Genomic DNA, 16,893 nt, shown 5'->3' on the forward strand with positions numbered 1-16,893 from the left:
GTGCAATATCTCTCTTCTTCACCCGCCGTGCTGTTGGCGGTACTCACGACATTGGCGCTACCCGCCGTTGCCGCAGACGTCGCAGTTCCGGCATCGGCCGCAACCCCGGTTGTGGCTCCGGCGCCGGCCACAGCGGCGGCGCCAGCCACGCGGCGCTGCACCGCCATCATTCCGGACGATCAACCGACGCAGGCCGTGCTCGGCAAGTCGGTGGTCATTCCGCTCAAGGCACGCGTCGCGCGCATCGTGGTCAGCGGACAGCCGCCGAGCAGCGCGCCCGCAGCCGCTGCGCAACCGGCACAGGCGCCTGCCGCGGCACGGAACGCGGGCGACGGCATCGCGGATGTCGACGTCATGCTGCTGAGCCCCACCGACCTGTTCTTCCGCGGCCGCCAGGCGGGCTCGATGAACGTCGTGCTGCAAAGCGCCGATGGCACCTGCTACATCAAGGATGTCGTCGTCACCATCGATCCGGGAGCTCTGCAGTCCAAGCTCGCCGAGTTGATGCCGGAGGAAAGCCGCATCCGGGTGCGCAGCGCGGAAAAATCCATTGTGCTGACCGGCGAGGTGAGCGATGCGCTCAAGCTCGACGACGTGCTGCACCTGGCATCGGCCTACGGCGCCGAGGGCAAGAAGGTGGTGAACCTGCTGCGCATTTCGACGCCGCAGCAAGTGATGCTGGAGGTGAAGATTGCCGAGGTCAGCAAGACGCTGCTGGACCGCTTGGGCGCGCGCGTCGGGCTGGCCCGTTCGGGCAACGGCGGTCTCAACAGTTATTCGCTGATCTCCGACTTTCTGAGCGGCGGCGCGGGCCTTGTCGAGGCGATGAGGATCGGCCGCACTGCCATAGGCATCGACGGCCAGAAGGACGACGGCCTGGTGCGCATCCTGGCCGAGCCCAACATCATGTCCATCAGCGGACAGCAGGCCAGTTTCCTTTCGGGCGGGAAAATCTTCATCCCCGTTTCGCAGAACTCCAACGGCCGCGCCGGATCGACCATCACGCTGGAGGAAAAAGAGTTCGGTATCGGCGTGAAGTTCACCCCCACCGTGCTCAATGGCGGTCGGATCAATCTCAAGATGATCTCGGAGGTGTCGGACTTGTCGCAGACGGGTTCTCCCTTCACCACGGTCGGCGGGGTGACTGCGGTGCTGCCTTCGCTCACGGTGCGCCGCGCGGACACCACCGTGCAGCTCAACGACGGGCAGAGCTTCGTCATTGCGGGGCTCATCAAGAGCAACGTCAATGAAACCGTGAAGCGCTACCCGGGGCTTGGGGAGGTTCCGGTGATGGGCGCGCTGTTCCGCAGCACGGAGTTCCAGAACGACCAGACCGAGCTGATGTTCGTGATCACGCCGCGTCTCGTTCGGCCGCTGGGCGAATCGCCTCGCGTTCCGACCGACAACCACGTCGTTCCAAGTCGCCTCGAGGTCTACCTGAACGGAAGCCTCGAAAGCGCTACCCCGGCACCCGCCGCCCCGGCCAGCGATATCCAGTGAGGAGCACTGCCATGTTCAAGTCGACCACCCTCGTGCTGACGGTCCTTCTGGGCGCCGGATGCTCCCATGTCACGCCCCACTACGACGCTCGCTTTGGCGACGCCGTGCGCGACGCCAGAAAGAAGATGACGCTCAATCCCAACGCCGGCAAGGACGGGAATCCGGTGGTGGGCATGGACGGCCGCGCGGCGCGCGAGTCGATGCTGCAGTACGAGAAATCCTACAAGTCGCCGCCGCCGGCGGTGAACGTCATCAACATCGGCGGCTCGATCGGCGGCGAAAAGTAAACGCATCGTCCATTGGTCGATTGCCCTTCTTTTTATCGCTCGTTTCTCATCAACCAGCCTTGCACGAAAGGAGAGTCAAGACCCGCAACAACTACTCATTTGCCATGTCATTCACTCATCCACGAATTCTTTTTTTTTATTTGAACCTTGAGAGGAAAAACTCATGACCAATCTTTTCCAGGCCATTGGCCAATCTGCCCGCAGTTTCCTGCACGACGAAGACGGCGCCCAGGTCGTCGAGTACGCACTGATCATCGCTGTCGTCTCGATCGCGCTGGTCGTCGCGCTGAAAGCCCTCACCGAGGACGGTGGCGGTTTCGCGGACTTCATCGATCGCGTGAACGTTTGCCTCACTACAGCGGCTTGCGTTTAAGCCGTTGGTGGCGGGAACGGGCCGGCGCATGGCTGGTCCGCTCCCCCGCCTTCGCATTCTGAGACCTTCGCAACACGGAAACGGGGAAATCATCATGTTCAAGTCATTCCTGCAGGACGAGAGCGGCGCTCAGGTTGTGGAGTACGCACTGATCATCGCCGTCATCTCCATCGCGCTGGTGCTCGCGCTGCAACCGCTCTCGATTGCCACCAGCTTCGGTAGCTTCATTGATCGCGTTGCCGTCTGCCTTGGTGGCGCGAACTGCGTCTGAGCCACTCCGCTCGAATTACCGCCCCGCACCGAAAGCCGATCATGAAAATCCATCGCTTTCACCAACGCCAGCGTGGCGCGATGATCATCACAGCCGCTCTGTTCCTGCTGTTCCTGATGGGATTCATGGGCATTGCGTTGGACTTCGGCCATCTGTTCGTCGTCAAGTCCGAACTGCAGACCGCCGTGGACAGTTGTGCACTGGCCGCCGCACGGGAGCTCGACAAACAGGGCACGGCGATTGCGCGGGCCCAGAGCGCCGGCCAGACGGCCGGCAACGCGAACCGGGTGAACATGCAGTCGGCCACCTGGAGCGGACAGGGCCAGATCGCCCTCGCAGAAGTTACCTTCCGCGACGCTGCCTATGCACCCACGGTCAATCCGCTCGTGGCCACTTACGCGCAGTGCGTGCACACGCAGCCCAATATCAACATCTGGCTCATGAAGGCCATGGGTGCCTTCTCCGGCGACACCGCGGGCAATCCCGCGGTGCGCAGCGTCGCGGCCAGCGCGGTGGCCACCCGTGCCAGCGCCCAGACCACCTGTCCGATCCCGGTCGCGCTCAAGCCGAAGGCCGGAGGCGTTGCTCCGAACTACGGTTTCAACGTCGGCGACTGGGTGAAGCTGATACATGCGCAGAACGCCTCTGCCGGTGGCGAGATCGGCTGGGCCAACCTCGACGGCAGCAACAGCGCCTCGGAAACCGAAGCCGAGTTGAACAATCACTGCGGCACCAAGGTGGGCGACAAGCTCGGCACCCCCGGGGTGCAGACGTCGGTGGTCGACGTCTGGAACCAGCGCTTCGGCATCTACAAGAACAGCGGCGATCCAAGCGTGCAGCGGCCCGACTACACCGGCTATGCCTATACCAAGGACAACTGGCCTGCGCAGTTCAACGCCTACGACGGCCCGGCCCCTGGAACACCCGCGAGCGCCAAGAACTTCGTGACCAAGCGCGCGGCTTTCGCGTCCTGTGGCGATACCACCAAAAAAGTGAAGGACTGCGAAGACATCACCGGGCTGAAGCTCAACAGCTTCAAAGAGTTGGCCGCACCCGGCAACGTTGCCGGAGGCCACAAGCAATATGGTTTCGACCGCCGCATTGTCACGGTGCCGGTCATCAACGGCAGCTCGAATGTCATCGACTACGCCTGCATGCTGATGCTGCAGCCGCTGACCATTCCAATGGGCGACACGTGGCTGGAGTTCCGCGGCAATGCCGGCGCCGTCGGAAGCCCCTGCACCACAGCCGGACTCGCCGGCGGCGCGGCGGGCCCACTGGTTCCGGTCCTGGTGAGGTGATGCACATGAAAAAGACGTCGGCCCACAGGCAACGCGGCGCGGCGCTGATCGAGCTGGCGCTCATCACGCCGCTGCTGCTGCTGCTCACATTCATCACGACAGAGTTCGGCCGCGCAATGTATGAATACAACCTGGTCGTCAAATCTACCCGCGACGCGGTTCGCTATCTGTCCGTTCAGACGCCGGGCACGCACATCACCGAGGCGCGCAACCTCATGGTGTACGGCAACGCCGCAGGCACGGGCACGCCGCTGGCGCGCGGGCTGAGCCTGGCGAACGTGCCCGCGGGAACTTGCTGCACCTGGCAGTCGGCGGGGGCGAACCCGCTCATCACGACGGTGACCGTGCGCATCAGCAGCTACACCTTCCACTCGCTGTTCCCCTCGGTGATGGGCCTTGCCTTCGCCGATGCGAACGGTGACCTTGTCTTCAGCGACATCACCGCCACCATGAGGGCGCCATCATGAAAACCCGAATGGCTGGCGCCACCACCATCGAGTTTTCGTTGGGCCTGCTTGTTTTTCTCATGCTGGTCCTGGGCATCGTCGACTTCGCGCGAATGCTGTTCACATGGAACGCGGCCAGCGAGGCAACGCGTGCCGGTGCGCGCTACGCCGTGGTGTGCGACGACACCGGCCAGCAAGCCCTGGTGCTCGCCCGTATGCAGGCATTGCTGCCGCAGATCACAACGGTGAGCGTGGCGTGGACGCCGGCGGGCTGCACAGCCGCCACTTGCCAGGGCGTGACGGTGGGCATCACCGGGCTCAATTACCAATGGATCTCGCCCATCGTGGGGGCGGCGGCACCGCTGATCCCCATGCCGAGTTTCTCCACCTTCCTGCCGCGCGAAGTCATGCGGAAGGACCTCCACAGCCCAACCATCTGCTCGTAGCGAAGAAACGGAACCCACCATGAAGATTTCCATCATCTCGCCCAACGCCGGCCACCTGAACGACATGCGCAAGGTGCTTGAAGCGCGCTCTCATGTCGTCTCTGCGTTCGAAGGAGGAAAGAGCCGGATGCAATGGGTTGTCGAGCGCTCGTCGCCCGAACTGCTGCTGGTGGACGGCATGTGCTGCGACCCTCACGAGCTGTCGATGGTGGAGCAGCTCACGATGCGGTACCCCGCGATTGCGGTGGTGCTGATGTGCGCCATGCAAACGCCCGAGTTCCTGATTCTGGCGATGCGTTCGGGCGTGCGCGAAGTGCTTCCTTCGCCGCCGGAGCCGGCGGCACTCGAGGCTGCCGTGGAACGCATTGCGATCAAGATGGCCGGGGCGCAGACACGCGATCCGGGGCAGGTCGTCGCGTTCATGCCGTGCAAGGGGGGCAGCGGCGCGACCTTTCTGGCCACCAACATCGGGCATCAGCTCTCCTTGCGCCGCTCGGTGCTGCTCATCGACCTGAACCTGCAGTTCGGCGATGCGCTTTCCTATGTGAGCGACTTGCGGCCCAGCGCCACGGTGGCTGACGTCGCCCGCGACATCGGCCGGCTCGATGCCTCGCTGCTTGCCGCAAGCACGGTGAAGGTGGCGCCGGGGTTCAGCATTCTTCCCGCACCCGAAGACCTTTCGCGCGCGCTGGAGGTCAAGGCCGAGCATGTCGACATGATCCTTCAGGTGGCCGCGGCCCAGTACGACTTCGTGCTGTTCGATCTCGGGCTGCGAATCGACCCCCTCACCATTCGCGTGCTGGACCGCGCGGACCGCATTTTTCCCGTGCTCCAGCCCAGCCTGCCGCACATCCGCAACGTGACGCGCCTCATGCAGGTGTTCAAGTCGCTGGGCTATGCGGCCGGCAAGGTCGAGATGCTGGTCAACCGCAGCGCCAACGGGGCGGAGATCGGGTTGTCCGACATGCGCCGCTCGCTCGGCGGGGCCACGCTGGTCAGCGTGCCCGACGGCGGCAAGGACGTGGACGCCTCCATCAACCGCGGCGTGCCCCTGGCCGACATGTCGCGCGGCAGCCCGCTCTGCAAGCGGCTCGAGGAGATCTCTCACACGCTCAGCCCGCGCCCGAAGGAAGCACAAGGCTTCATCGGCCGGCTTTTTCGCCGGGCCTGAACGCCGCGTTGCCCTTGCGAATCTTCGTTCTTCCTTCTCCCTTCTTCTCCAATAGCAAGGCAGGTTCCCCATGTCATTTCGAGAAAAGCTCAATGCGATCGAATCCGAGCCGGTCGCGCGGCAAGCGGGGCGGCCTTCGGCCGAGGCGACGCTATCGTCTTTCGCCTCGGACGCTTACAAGCTCCTGAAAGAGCGAATGCACCTGAAGTTGCTGGACCGCTTCGACCTGGCCGCGCTCGAAACCCTGAAGCCCGAGCTGCTGCGCCAGGAAATCTCCACCATGGTCGGACGGCTGCTGCAGGAAGAGCCCGAAGCGCTGAACGACATCGAGAGGCGTACGCTGATACGCGACATCCAGCACGAAATGCTCGGCTTCGGGCCGATCGAACTGCTGATGGCGGACCCGACGGTCTCGGACATCCTGATCAACTCGCACGATCAGATCTATGTCGAGCGCAAGGGCCGGCTGGAGCTGACGGACGTGAGCTTCACCGACGAGAAGCACCTGCTGCGCATCATCGACAAGATCGTTTCCCTGGTCGGGCGGCGCATCGACGAGTCCAGCCCCATGGTGGATGCCCGGCTGCCCGACGGATCGCGCGTCAATGCGGTCATCGCGCCGGTGGCGCTGGACGGCCCGATGATGTCGATCCGCCGTTTCGCGAAGATTCCCCTGAAGATGGACAACCTGGTGAACGAGCTGAAGACGCTCACGCCGCACATGGCGCAGATGCTCGAAGGGCTGGCCCAGGCGAAGATCAACATGCTGATCTCGGGCGGCACCGGCGCGGGGAAGACGACGCTGCTGAACATTCTTTCCGGCTTCATTCCGGCGACCGAACGCATCATCACCATCGAGGATGCGGCCGAGCTGCAACTCCAGCAGCCGCACGTCGCGCGGATGGAAACGCGGCCGATGAACATCGAAGGCAAGGGCGAGATCACGCAGCGCGCGCTGGTGCGCAACGCGCTGCGCATGCGGCCCGATCGCATTGTCATCGGCGAGGTGCGCGGCGCCGAAGCGGTCGACATGCTGCAGGCCATGAATACCGGCCACGAAGGGTCGCTCACGACCATTCACGCCAACACCCCCAGGGACGCGCTGGCGCGGTTGGAGAACATGATCGGCATGGCCAACCTGAATCTTCCGCATCGCACCGTGCGTCAGCAGATCGCGTCGGCGATCACGGTGGTGATCCAGGTCTTGCGGATGGTCGACGGCCGGCGCAAGGTCACCAGCATCCAGGAGATCAGCGGCATGGAAGGGGAGGTCGTCACGATGCAGGAGATCTTTGCCTTCCGGCAGACCGGCATGGGTCCCGATGGCCAGGTGCGCGGGTATTTCCATGCGACGGGCGTGCGGCCGAAATTCGTCGACCGGCTGCAGTCCTTCGGCGTGGTGCTGCCCGACAGCATGTTCGATCCCGACAAGCGCTACGAGTAGGAGGCCATCATGTTCGACAACCTGGTTGGCGACACCCTCATCACCTTGGCGGTGCTGATCTTCGTGACCGTGCTGATGATCATCGAAGGCCTTTACATGCTGTGGCGCTCGTACAAGGGCCCCGAGGCACGAAAGATCGAGAAGCGGCTGCAGGCGCTCTCGGCGGGCGCTGACCATACCGCGCAGGCGCGGCTCGTGAAGGACCGCATGCTCAGCGATGCGCCATGGATGCAGCGGTTTCTGCTGAAGCTCCCGCGAGCCCAGCGCCTGGATCGGTTCATCCTCCAGGCCGGGCTGGAGTGGACTGTGTCCCACGTGTTGCTCGCCTGTGCGCTGTGCGGCGTCCTGGCTTTCGGTGCGGCGGCATCGCTGGCGAATCAGCCTGTGCTGCTTGCACTGCTGGCCGGCGCGGCCGGCGCGGCGGTGCCGTTGTTCTACCTGCATTACCGCCGGCAGCGCCGTCTGGCGCACCTCGAACGGCAGCTGCCCGACGCACTGGACCTGGTGACACGCGCATTGCGTGCGGGCCATTCGTTTGCGAGCAGCGTCCAGATGATCGGCGAGGAAATGTCGGAGCCCATTGCCGGCGAGTTCCGCATGGTGGCCGACGAGGTCAACTTCGGTGTCTCGCTGCAGCAGGCGCTCACGAACCTGAGCGAACGCGTACCGCTCACCGACCTGCGCTACTTCGTGGTTTCGGTGCTCATCCAGCGCGATTCCGGCGGCAACCTGACGGAAGTGCTGGGCAACCTGAGCCGGCTCATCCGCGACAGGCTCAAGCTGCTCGCCCGGGTGCGGGTGCTGTCGTCGGAGGGGCGCCTGTCGGCCTGGATCCTGGGCCTGATGCCCTTTGCGCTGGCGGCGCTCATGAACATCTTCAACCCGGAGTTCATGTCGCCACTTTGGACCGATCCGATCGGATTGACGGTCGTCAAGTACATGCTGGCAATGATGCTGGTCGGCGTGGTGCTCCTGCGCAAGATCGTGAAGATTCGTGTCTGAAGGAGAAGAATCATGCTGTTTCCCATACTCGTGTTCACTGCCGTCTTCCTCGCCGTCGGGGGATTCGCGGTCTGGGTGCTGCCCTCGCGTACCGAGCGGCGTCTTCAGGCGGTAGCTCCTTCGACGGTCAAATCGGCCTGGGCCGAGACGGCTGTCAAGATCGTCGGCCCCTTCGCCCAACTGTCTTCGCCCACCGGAGACGGAGAGACGTCGCCGTTGCGCGTGCGTTTCCTGAATGCAGGCATCCGGCATCCGGATGCGAGCCTCTTCTATTTCGGATTGAAGACGCTGCTGCCACTGGGTTTCGCAGGCCTGGCTTTTTTCGCGATACGTGCGGCAGGGGGCGACGACGGGTTGAAGTCCATGCTGTGGCTGGCGGTCGCGGCGCTTGCCGGCTGCTACCTGCCGAACGCCGTGCTCTACGTGATGGTGAGGGACCGCAAGCGCGAAATATTCGAGAACTTTCCCGATGCCGCGGACCTGATGCTGGTGTGCGTCGAGGCGGGGCTCGGGCTGGATGCCGGCCTGGTCAAGGTCACCGAGGAGATCCGAGTCAAGAGCGAGGCCCTGGCGCAGGAACTGCACTGGACCAATCTCGAAATGCGCGCGGGCGGGACGCGGGAGAAGTCGCTGCGCAACCTGGCGCTTCGCACAGGGGTGGAGGAAATCGGCACCTTCGCGACCATGCTGACGCAGGCGGACCGGTTCGGCACCAGCATCGGCGAGTCTCTGCGGGTGTTCTCCGACGACCTTCGCCACAAGCGCCAGATGCGCGCGGAAGAGTTGGCGGCCAAGGTGCCTACCAAGATGCTGCTGCCGCTGGTGCTGTGCATTTTTCCTTGCATCTCGCTGGTCATTCTGGCGCCGGCCGCGATCCGCGTGGTGCGCACCATCATGCCGATGCTCGGGGGGCACTGAACCGGGCACCCGCCGCCGCTGGACGGCGGCGACCCGCGGTCAATCGTCCGTCGACGAATCGAGTTGGTGCTTGATGGCGTAGATATACAGCTCGAGCCGGTTCGATACTTCCAGCTTCTGGTAGATCGACGTGAGGTGGTTGCGGAACGTGTGCTCGGTCACGAACAGCTGCGAAGCCAGCGTCTTGTTGGCGGCGCCGCTGCCCTGGACGACCGCCTGGATGACCTGCCGTTCCTTCTGCGTCAGGCTGGCCAGCTTGGCCGCTTCAGGGTCGGCCTTCGCGGGCTTCTTCGGCGCGGTCAGTTCGGAGAAAACGCGGCTCATGGCCTGCGGGTCGACGCACAGCTCGCCCTTGTGCACGCGCTCGATCGCGTCGAGCACCTGCTCCGCGGAAGCGTCCTTGTGCAGCACGCCCCTTGCGCCGCGCAGCACCGCGAGATCCAGGGTCTGGTGACTGCGCTCGCCGGTGAGGATGAGCGCACGCGACACCTCGTTCGACAGCAGCATCGGAAGAATGTCCAGGGCAGACCGGCCACCCAGATCCAGGTCGAGCACGATCACGTCGGGCGCGAATTGCCCGGTTCGCTCCAGCGCGTCTTCGCAGCAGTTGGCCGTAGCAACGACCTTCATGCGCGGCTGCTCGCCGTCGATCAGTCTCGACAGGCCCCACAGCATGGTCTGGTGGTCGTCGACGAGCATGACGCCGATCGGGTGCGTGGTGGGGGGTTGCATGATTGAACCTTCTTTCTTCTTCAGATGGGTATCTCGACCAGAACCGCCGTGGCGCCGCCTGCGCCCTGGCTGACTTGCGCCCGCCCGCCCAGCGCCGCCGCGCGCTCGCTGATCGAGCGGGGACGGAAGTTGGCGAACTCGGTGCCGCAGGCTTCGTTTTCGATCCGGATGTGCAGCTTGCCGTCCGTGCAGCCGATGCGGATGCAGCCGCGATGGGCATGGGTGTGCTTGCAGATGTTGTTCAGCCCCTCGCGCACCAGCTGAAGCACTTCGGCCGTCATCCGGTCATCGAGGTGAACGTCGCTTTCGAGCAGGATTGCAATGTCGATTCCGTACAGCGTCTTGATGCGCGCCGCCTGCCGGTGCAGGTGCGGAAGAATGAACTCGCAGCGGTCGTCGGCGCCGTGCTTGACGGCACCGGCATAGCGGCGCAGGTCGGCAACCACGCTCTCGGCCATGCTGGCCAGCTTGTCCAGGTCATTGATCAGCGGGTTGTCGGCGGCCGCCTTCTTGCGCAATGCGCTCAGGCCCAGCTTGAGGCCGATGTAGGGCTGGATCGCCGTGTCGTGCAGGTCCAGCGAAATCTTCAGGCGCTCTTTCGACGCCGCCTCCGAAGCCATCCGGTCCAGCACCTCGATGGTTTCGATGACGGGAAAGACATGGCCCATGATGTGCGCCAGGAACAGCGCATCGGACCTGCGGAACTGTCCGTCGCGGGACGACACGTACACCCGCCCTTCGCCCAGGCGCATCGGCAGCGGCGCGCTCATGAAGGAGCGGGCCTCCAGCATCGCGGCGACGGCTGCGCTGCGCCGCAAGCCGTTCTCGTCCTGCGCATGCCAGCGGTGCGTGCGGGGGTCGCAGGCATGGCTTTGCGCGCGCAACCAGCTCAGGGGCCAGGGGCGGTGGTTGTTCAGCACGACGGGCTCGCCGGCCAGCGCCATGAGCGGCGAGACCGAGACGCGGTTGATCGTCTCGACGCTGACGGACTCGCCCGAATCGCCTTGCTTGAGCGTGCGCATGACCCAGGTGCCGGTTTCCGTGTCCCGCATCAGCAGGATGCAGTGGCTGGCCTTGAAGAAGTCCAGCGTTCTTTCCATCGTGCTGGCGATCGTGCGGTTGACGCCGAACCGCGGGTTCGACAGCCGGCTCACCTGGCTCAGCAACGAGAGGCGCCGCCGCAGCTCGACTTTCGAGCCGCCCCAATGGCCGATCATGTGTCCCAGCGCCAGCAGGAACGTGGTGCGCATGAGCAGCTGCGGCGTGAAGGTGTCGGTGCCCGTGGCCAGGCTGCAGGCGGCGAATGACGCGACGGACGCCATGGTTATCCGGGCGCCTTCTTCGTAGCCCCAACGGAACGACGATGTAAGGATGACGAAGAAGTAAAAGAGGAAATAAACGCTGGGAACCCCGCCTGACACGAAGATCAGCAGCGTGAACCACAGCACGTCGAACCAGTGGATGGCCTTGCCCCGGAAATACGGCTGGCCCGTGCGTGTGCAGATGTACACGCCCACGCTATAAAGCAGGTAGCCGACGAAAGCCAGCCAAAGGGGGTTGCCGATGTGTTGCTGTGCCTCGCCGGCGTCAACCGCGACTGCCAGTAAGGCGGAGATCGACAGCACCAGGCGCATCCGCGCCACCATGAGCGCGTCGGCAGTCAGGTTGAAGTCGGTCCCGCAATCCGGGTCGAAGGAGGTGGTTTGCACGGCGAATGTTCCTGTGCATCGAGCAACTCATGCCCTGCCGGCCTGCTGGGCGCCCAGATCGCTCTGGAGCCACAGAAAATTAAACACTTGATTCATTCGGTTCACGTTTGATACCAAAAGGCGTACTCGAAGACTTAACCTTACTACTTTGGTAGTCAGATGCAATACTTTGTTTCATATCTCTCTTTGTTAAATTTGTTACCAAATGAGCACTTTCAGGCTACTTTTTTACGCGCTTGCAGGGGGCTGCAAGGCGGTAAATGGCGCAAGGTGGAGGCGAAAAAGGGGAGAGGTGGGGTAGGGAAAATCCCTAGGCAAGAAAAAAGGGGCCCGGAAGAAATCCGAGCCCCTTTTGTATGGGTGGTTGGTGCGAGGTTTTTGTGGCTCGTCGGGCCGTAGAGTTGGGCGCCTTGGCTGTCGGGCGCCTGCGCCAGCCAGGCATGCACGCCGTTGGCGGAGTGGCGGGGTTGTACCTGCAGGTCGCTCCAGGCGGCAGTCGCGGGTCCTTCCTGGAAGTGCGTTGCACGGGTAATTCGAACCGCAACCTCGGACTGTTCACTGGTGCTCCTAAGGGGGTTAAGTGAAGGTCGGTATTCGCAGTGTGGATGAAGCTTGCGTGGCGATGTGGAACCTCGAAAAAGGTACGGTGTTAGAGGACGCCACATCCTGCGTGACACGGCTGGCAGCCGTCCCACCTTGACAGAGCAACGGCTTCCCCCGGCTAGCCTTGCACTGCCGGATCTATGAAAATTTTCTGGGCTCGGCCCTAACTGTGGGCGAACGTTTCGAGCGCCTGCGCCTGATCCAGCAGGCGTGATGCGCCGTCCCGTGCTCAGGCTGTCGCTGACGAAGTCCATGCTCCACACCTCATTGACCGTCGTGGCCAGTTGCAGCGGCACGCGTTCGTTGGCGGGGCGTCTGACCTTCTTGCGCTTGCGCACCGCCAGGTTGGCGGCGCTGTACAGGCGGCAGATGCGCTTGTGGTTCACGCCCGGGAAGTGCGGGCGCAGCATGTCGTGGATGCGCCGATAGCCGAAGCGCCGACGCGCATGCGCGATCTCGACGATCTTGCTGCTGAGCGCTTGCGTCATGGCATCGGCCTCGGGTGGATTGCATAGCTGTCGCGGAAGGGCCCCACAAGCCTGCAGGCGCGCCGTTCGCTCAGATCGCATTTCCCGATCATGATGGCGACAGCCGCGCGCTTGGCTTGCGGGGCTAGCGCTTTGCCCCGAAGGCCGTGTTCAGCGCGTGGATGTCCAGGTGCGCTTCGGCCAGCAGCTTCTTGAGTTTGTTGTTCTCGGCCTCGAGCTCACGCAGGCACTTGGCATCGGGCACGGCCATCCCGCCGTATTTGGCGCGCCATTTGTAGAAGGTCGCATCGCTGAAGCCGCCCTTGCGGCACAGATCTTTGATCGGCAAGCCGGACTCGGCTTGCTTGATGAAACCGATGATCTGCTCCTCGGTGTATCTGCTCTTTCTCGTGTCCGTCATTCTCCAAGTTGACGGACTTCACTGCCATTACGCTGGTACGGCTGGGAGGGGGCAGGTCATTTCTGCCGCGTACCCCGATCTGCTGGCCGGACGCACCGCGCTCTTCATCGACTCCATCAGCGCCATCCTGCCGCAGGTGAAAGCCGGCAATGCGCGGGCTGTGGCGGTGTCGACGCGCAAGCGGACAAAGTCCCTGCCCGACATGCCGACCGCGGACGAACAGGGGTTCAAGGACTACGACGCCAATACGAACGGCGGGTTCCTGGCGCCGGCCGGCACGCCCAAGCCGATCATCAGCCAAGCTCAACGCCGAGATCAACGCGGCACTGAAGCTGCCCGATGTGCGGACCAAGCTGGAAGCGGCCGGCATCGAGATACAGGGCGGAACGCCGCAGGAGTACGCCGCGGTGATCAAGTCGGACCTCGCCAAGTGGGGCAAGGTGGTCAAGGAGGCGGGGATCCAGGCAGAGTGAGTCCGGAAGTGGGGGTGCTCAGCTTGCCGAAAGAATCCCGGGCCTGCAACACGCGCCGGCAGCGCTGCCAACCGGGCCCAGCCTTTGGCGTGGGGTAATTCAGCAGCCTGCTAAGCCACCTGTCGCAGTGACGCGCGCGCGCACGCCAGGAACGGCTCGATCAGCGGGCTCTCCCAATCGCTGCGCCAACAGGCGCCGATGTCCATCTTTGCGTCGGCGTTGCGGAGCGACCTGAACACCACGCCCGGCGGCCGGCCGATCCGGGCGCATGCGGGCAAGATGGCCACGCCCTTGCCTGCGAGGACGAGCGCCAGCGCCGACACCATGGTCTCGACGCGTTGCGCAACCGGCATGCTGACATCGTGCCGCCGAAGCATCGAAGCGATGACGGATTTGTCGACGTCCCCCCCGGGGGCAGGGAGCCCGATGAGGGGCACGGCAGAAAGCCGCTCCAGCGGAATGCCGGACATGCGGGCCAAGGGCGAATCCGCACGCACGGCCAGCATCAACGGCTGGGTGCCGATGCGCTCGACCGCAATGCCTGCGTGGGCGATGGGCGGAATGCAGATGGCCACGGACACTTGCGAATCGGTGATGGCCGAGACGTTGTTGACGGCATTCAGCTCCACATACTGGATCTCCACATCCGGCAGCTTCGCGCGAAGCGCGTTCTCCAGGCGCGGCAGCACCAGGTAGGAAAGCACGACCATGGTGCCGACCGTGAGCCGGCCCCTGCTGCCCGACCCGATGGCACGCGCGGCGTCGAACCCTTCGTTGGCAAGGAGCAGCGCTTCTTTCGCGCGCTGGAAAAGCGCATTGCCGGCATCGGTAATTTCCATGCCGCGCGCCGCCCTGCGAAAGAGGGGCGTGCCCACCGCAGCCTCCAGATTCTTGATGTGCACCGACAGCGGCGGCTGGGCCATGTTGAGCCGGCGCGCCGCCTTTCCAACGCTGCGTTCCTCGGCGACAGCCACGAAGTAGCGGAGCGTCCTGAAGTCAGGTGCTGCCATACGTTGTGCATATGCCTTTTTAAGAAAACAGTATTGGACCCCGATGTGGTCGCGCATCAATCATTTGCACCATGAAGAAGTTTCCCCGTCTTCCGATGTTCGAGATCCGCGAAATGTCCGCCGCGAGGATGCGCGCACTCGTCGCGCAGCGCAAGCTGAAGGCTCACCCGGAGGAGGCGAAGGTCGTCACCTCCGGCCGGGGCAGTGCGCAGGGCATGGAGGAAAACCGGTTGATTCCAGGGTTCCGTGCTGCTGCGGTGGCGTCCACCAGTTCGATCCGAACGTTGCGTGCTTGCGTCATTCCGGGCACCGAAAAGGAATGTGCGATGGCCCACCGAACGCGTTCGTGGCCTGGATGCGGCCCTGCCGCGTTGGCGCCCCTGGCCGGGAAAAAGTACCACACGGGTTCGCAATCGTCCTACCGCCTCAGGGGAGTGGCTGCTTAGAGTTCATCTCTCTCCTCAACTCCACCGCCGCGATGCCGGCTCGATGCCGGCGATGAACAACTCCCCCAACTCCGTACGCGGGCATCGGCATGAATCAGGAAACCGGCCGGCCAGCCAGACTCGCAATTCACTCATGCAGTGTCTGAATTGGATCGTTCTTCCCGGAGAGCTTTTCTCTTTGCAGATGGTTTCGGAAAACGTCGGGAACCCGACATTCGTATCACCGGAGCCGTGTGACTGCTAGTGACAGTGCTGCGACTCACACGCTTTATGTCGCCAGATTGCCAAAAATTTCTCAAAATTCGCACGATGCCGCGTTTTTACAGTTGTTAAGATTTGAATATGTTTCAATTTGGTAGTTAACGCCATTTTGGTGCGAGATGAAGATATGGAGGATCGCATTTGGCGGCTCACTGTGTTTGCCGGTAGATGAATTCGCCGAGATATCTCATTGCAGATAAAGTGCATGAACTGTTTGCGCAGCTGCGTTTTGATGAAGGGTGAGTCAAATAATAAATGGATTCCATGAATTGGATTGAGTGCTGAACGGATATTGAGGCGCTTTGGTGTTGGAGGCATCAAGCTGAATGGATGCAGGCCGGGAATGGTGCGCCGTTCGTATAGGCGGTTTTTTGTTGAGCTGAACAATGCCCCTCCCGGATGAAAGGTTCGGAAGGGGCACGCGTTGCACTCAAGTTCGAGGAAACATGGATTTATTGATGTCGGATGTGCGGCTTTTCGTGAAAGCCGTCGAGGTGGGAGGGTTGACTCAAGCGGCTGACGCGTTGAGCGTGCCCAAGGCATCCGCGTCCCGGCAGCTCAAGAGGCTGGAGGCCTTGGTCGGCCACACGCTCCTGCACCGGGGGGCAGGTCGTTTCGGTCTTACCGGGGAAGGGCGCGAGTTCCTTTCCACGGCGAAGGAAGTTCTGGAGGCAGTGAACCAAGCGCTCTCGCGGCTCTCCGACACCAACGAAGCCCTGACAGGCCAACTGCGGATCTCGGTTCCCGGCTATCTCGGCCGCGAACTGCTCTCCTCGCACCTGTCGGGCTTCATGGCCGCGCATCCCCTGCTCAAGCTCACCGTCGACGTGAACTTCGATCGCGTGGATCTGTTTCGCGAAGACGCCGACGTGGCCATCCGGGTGGGGCTCGAGGGCTGCGAAGACCTCGTCGCGAGACGCATCAAGAGGCAGATCCTTGTCCTGTGCGCCGCACCCTGGTATCTGGAGCGCCATCCGGTGATCGAGAAGGTCGACGATCTCGCGGGACACTATTTTTTGACCTGTGGTCCGGAGCGGCAGGCCATGGAAATGGTCGTTCCGGGTCTTGACCGGGAGTACATCGTCAGGGCCGCGGGCGTATTCCGGGCCAACGATCCGGAATTGCTGCTGAGACTCGCCTGCTCGGCCGGCGGGATCGCCTTGGTCCCTCTTCTTTGTGCCAAAGCCGCGATCCAGGGCGGCTCTTTGGTCACTGTCCTTCCGTTGTTCGAGCTGATGCCGGAAGAATTGAATCTGACGTATTTGCCCGCGCGGCGTAATACTCGAAAAATCAGAGCCTTCGTCGACTTCATATCCAAGGCGCTAGAGCAAGCCTGATTTGCGCCTTCGCCGCATCGGAGACCTTCGTGGCTCCGGCGGTTTCTTCCACGTTCCATTTTTTTACGGCGATGCAGCCGGGCTTCCGCACGCCCCTGCGTTGCCGCAGGCAGTTCCACGCATTGGCAGGATGGTGCGCGGTCTTAGCGGGCAAATTGAAAAGAGGTTCCAAAACTGGAACCTCCACTTTCAAAATTGGAACTCTGTTTTCTGTAGCCGCGCAGGCAAAATCGGTGTTGGTTACAAGTGAAAGCGAACGTACATTTCTGCGAATT

General features: G+C 63.0%; 16 protein-coding genes and 2 pseudogenes. 14 read left to right on the forward strand and 4 right to left on the reverse strand.

Going from position 1 to position 16,893, the window contains the following annotated elements:
- The 11 genes from ABIC94_RS21985 to ABIC94_RS22035 all read left to right on the forward strand — a co-directional run bounded on the left by ABIC94_RS21985 (position 1) and on the right by ABIC94_RS22035 (position 9,159).
- Complete coding sequence (locus tag ABIC94_RS21985; RefSeq protein WP_354375104.1) at positions 1-1,500, forward strand: type II and III secretion system protein family protein; 1,500 nt, start codon at positions 1-3, stop codon at positions 1,498-1,500.
- Between the two features lie 11 nt (positions 1,501-1,511).
- Positions 1,512-1,787, forward strand: a complete 276-nt coding sequence (locus ABIC94_RS21990) for a hypothetical protein (protein WP_354375105.1) — start codon at positions 1,512-1,514, stop codon at positions 1,785-1,787.
- A gap of 163 nt (positions 1,788-1,950) precedes the next feature.
- On the forward strand, positions 1,951-2,160 hold the full coding sequence (locus ABIC94_RS21995) for a Flp family type IVb pilin (protein WP_354375106.1): 210 nt from the start codon (positions 1,951-1,953) through the stop codon (positions 2,158-2,160).
- A gap of 94 nt (positions 2,161-2,254) precedes the next feature.
- Positions 2,255-2,431 carry a Flp family type IVb pilin gene (locus tag ABIC94_RS22000; RefSeq protein ID WP_354375107.1) on the forward strand — a complete coding sequence of 59 codons (177 nt, stop codon included), beginning with the start codon at positions 2,255-2,257 and terminating at the stop codon, positions 2,429-2,431.
- A gap of 41 nt (positions 2,432-2,472) precedes the next feature.
- Complete coding sequence (locus ABIC94_RS22005) at positions 2,473-3,732, forward strand: pilus assembly protein TadG-related protein (RefSeq protein ID WP_354375108.1); 1,260 nt, start codon at positions 2,473-2,475, stop codon at positions 3,730-3,732.
- A gap of 5 nt (positions 3,733-3,737) precedes the next feature.
- Entirely contained in the window at positions 3,738-4,199 is a 462-nt protein-coding gene (locus tag ABIC94_RS22010) for a TadE/TadG family type IV pilus assembly protein (RefSeq protein WP_354375109.1), read from the forward strand.
- A complete protein-coding gene (locus ABIC94_RS22015) occupies positions 4,196-4,624 on the forward strand; it encodes a TadE family protein (protein ID WP_354375110.1) in 429 nt (142 codons plus the stop codon). The genes ABIC94_RS22010 and ABIC94_RS22015 overlap by 4 nt, the downstream gene beginning before the upstream one ends.
- Before the next feature lie 19 nt (positions 4,625-4,643).
- The gene (locus ABIC94_RS22020) at positions 4,644-5,795 is read left to right on the forward strand and encodes an AAA family ATPase (RefSeq protein ID WP_354375111.1); all 1,152 of its coding nucleotides are present in this window, start codon (positions 4,644-4,646) and stop codon (positions 5,793-5,795) included.
- A gap of 70 nt (positions 5,796-5,865) precedes the next feature.
- On the forward strand, positions 5,866-7,239 hold the full coding sequence (locus ABIC94_RS22025) for a CpaF family protein (RefSeq protein WP_354375112.1): 1,374 nt from the start codon (positions 5,866-5,868) through the stop codon (positions 7,237-7,239).
- Positions 7,240-7,248: 9 nt separating this feature from the next.
- Positions 7,249-8,241: a type II secretion system F family protein gene (locus ABIC94_RS22030; protein ID WP_354375113.1), complete on the forward strand. Its 993-nt coding sequence runs from the start codon at positions 7,249-7,251 to the stop codon at positions 8,239-8,241.
- A gap of 12 nt (positions 8,242-8,253) precedes the next feature.
- Complete coding sequence (locus tag ABIC94_RS22035; protein WP_354375114.1) at positions 8,254-9,159, forward strand: type II secretion system F family protein; 906 nt, start codon at positions 8,254-8,256, stop codon at positions 9,157-9,159.
- 39 nt (positions 9,160-9,198) lie between these two features.
- Here the strand turns inward: ABIC94_RS22035 and ABIC94_RS22040 are convergent, their stop codons facing one another.
- The 3 genes and pseudogenes from ABIC94_RS22040 to ABIC94_RS22050 form a co-directional block, all read right to left on the reverse strand.
- Positions 9,199-9,891 (reverse strand): response regulator transcription factor, encoded by a 693-nt coding sequence (locus tag ABIC94_RS22040; RefSeq protein ID WP_354375115.1) that lies wholly within the window; start codon positions 9,889-9,891, stop codon positions 9,199-9,201.
- Between the two features lie 20 nt (positions 9,892-9,911).
- Positions 9,912-11,600 (reverse strand): sensor histidine kinase, encoded by a 1,689-nt coding sequence (locus ABIC94_RS22045; RefSeq protein ID WP_354375116.1) that lies wholly within the window; start codon positions 11,598-11,600, stop codon positions 9,912-9,914.
- A gap of 815 nt (positions 11,601-12,415) precedes the next feature.
- A pseudogene (locus ABIC94_RS22050) lies at positions 12,416-13,091 on the reverse strand (transposase); the annotation flags it as partial.
- 61 nt (positions 13,092-13,152) lie between these two features.
- Between ABIC94_RS22050 and ABIC94_RS22055 the strand changes: the two are divergent.
- A pseudogene (locus tag ABIC94_RS22055) lies at positions 13,153-13,564 on the forward strand (Bug family tripartite tricarboxylate transporter substrate binding protein); the annotation flags it as partial.
- Positions 13,565-13,674: 110 nt separating this feature from the next.
- On the opposite strand, the gene ABIC94_RS22060 reads toward ABIC94_RS22055, so the two are convergent.
- Positions 13,675-14,574: a LysR family transcriptional regulator gene (locus ABIC94_RS22060; RefSeq protein WP_354375117.1), complete on the reverse strand. Its 900-nt coding sequence runs from the start codon at positions 14,572-14,574 to the stop codon at positions 13,675-13,677.
- 71 nt (positions 14,575-14,645) lie between these two features.
- Here ABIC94_RS22060 and ABIC94_RS22065 point away from each other — a divergent pair, with 71 nt between their 5' ends.
- Both ABIC94_RS22065 and ABIC94_RS22070 read left to right on the forward strand, forming a co-directional pair.
- Positions 14,646-15,020 (forward strand): hypothetical protein, encoded by a 375-nt coding sequence (locus ABIC94_RS22065; protein ID WP_354375118.1) that lies wholly within the window; start codon positions 14,646-14,648, stop codon positions 15,018-15,020.
- Between the two features lie 707 nt (positions 15,021-15,727).
- Positions 15,728-16,618, forward strand: coding sequence for a LysR family transcriptional regulator (locus tag ABIC94_RS22070; protein WP_354375119.1), 891 nt, complete (start codon positions 15,728-15,730; stop codon positions 16,616-16,618).
- The last annotated feature ends 275 nt before the right edge of the window (positions 16,619-16,893 follow it).

The sequence above is a fragment of the Variovorax paradoxus genome, assembly GCF_040544635.1.
Taxonomy (GTDB): Bacteria; Pseudomonadota; Gammaproteobacteria; order Burkholderiales; family Burkholderiaceae_C; genus Variovorax; species Variovorax paradoxus_R.

Bases quoted from the DNA above. Each gene is read 5' to 3' on its own strand.
- ABIC94_RS22060 (WP_354375117.1), bottom strand. From the start codon at position 14,574: ATGGCAGCACCTGACTTCAGGACGCTCCGCTACTTCGTGGCTGTCGCC.
- ABIC94_RS21995 (WP_354375106.1), top strand. From the start codon at position 1,951: ATGACCAATCTTTTCCAGGCCATTGGCCAATCTGCCCGCAGTTTCCTG.
- ABIC94_RS22040 (WP_354375115.1), bottom strand. From the start codon at position 9,891: ATGCAACCCCCCACCACGCACCCGATCGGCGTCATGCTCGTCGACGAC.
- ABIC94_RS22010 (WP_354375109.1), top strand. From the start codon at position 3,738: ATGAAAAAGACGTCGGCCCACAGGCAACGCGGCGCGGCGCTGATCGAG.
- ABIC94_RS22015 (WP_354375110.1), top strand. From the start codon at position 4,196: ATGAAAACCCGAATGGCTGGCGCCACCACCATCGAGTTTTCGTTGGGC.
- ABIC94_RS21990 (WP_354375105.1), top strand. From the start codon at position 1,512: ATGTTCAAGTCGACCACCCTCGTGCTGACGGTCCTTCTGGGCGCCGGA.
- ABIC94_RS22000 (WP_354375107.1), top strand. From the start codon at position 2,255: ATGTTCAAGTCATTCCTGCAGGACGAGAGCGGCGCTCAGGTTGTGGAG.
- ABIC94_RS22025 (WP_354375112.1), top strand. From the start codon at position 5,866: ATGTCATTTCGAGAAAAGCTCAATGCGATCGAATCCGAGCCGGTCGCG.
- ABIC94_RS22005 (WP_354375108.1), top strand. From the start codon at position 2,473: ATGAAAATCCATCGCTTTCACCAACGCCAGCGTGGCGCGATGATCATC.
- ABIC94_RS22035 (WP_354375114.1), top strand. From the start codon at position 8,254: ATGCTGTTTCCCATACTCGTGTTCACTGCCGTCTTCCTCGCCGTCGGG.
- ABIC94_RS22030 (WP_354375113.1), top strand. From the start codon at position 7,249: ATGTTCGACAACCTGGTTGGCGACACCCTCATCACCTTGGCGGTGCTG.
- ABIC94_RS22065 (WP_354375118.1), top strand. From the start codon at position 14,646: ATGAAGAAGTTTCCCCGTCTTCCGATGTTCGAGATCCGCGAAATGTCC.
- ABIC94_RS22070 (WP_354375119.1), top strand. From the start codon at position 15,728: ATGGATTTATTGATGTCGGATGTGCGGCTTTTCGTGAAAGCCGTCGAG.
- ABIC94_RS22020 (WP_354375111.1), top strand. From the start codon at position 4,644: ATGAAGATTTCCATCATCTCGCCCAACGCCGGCCACCTGAACGACATG.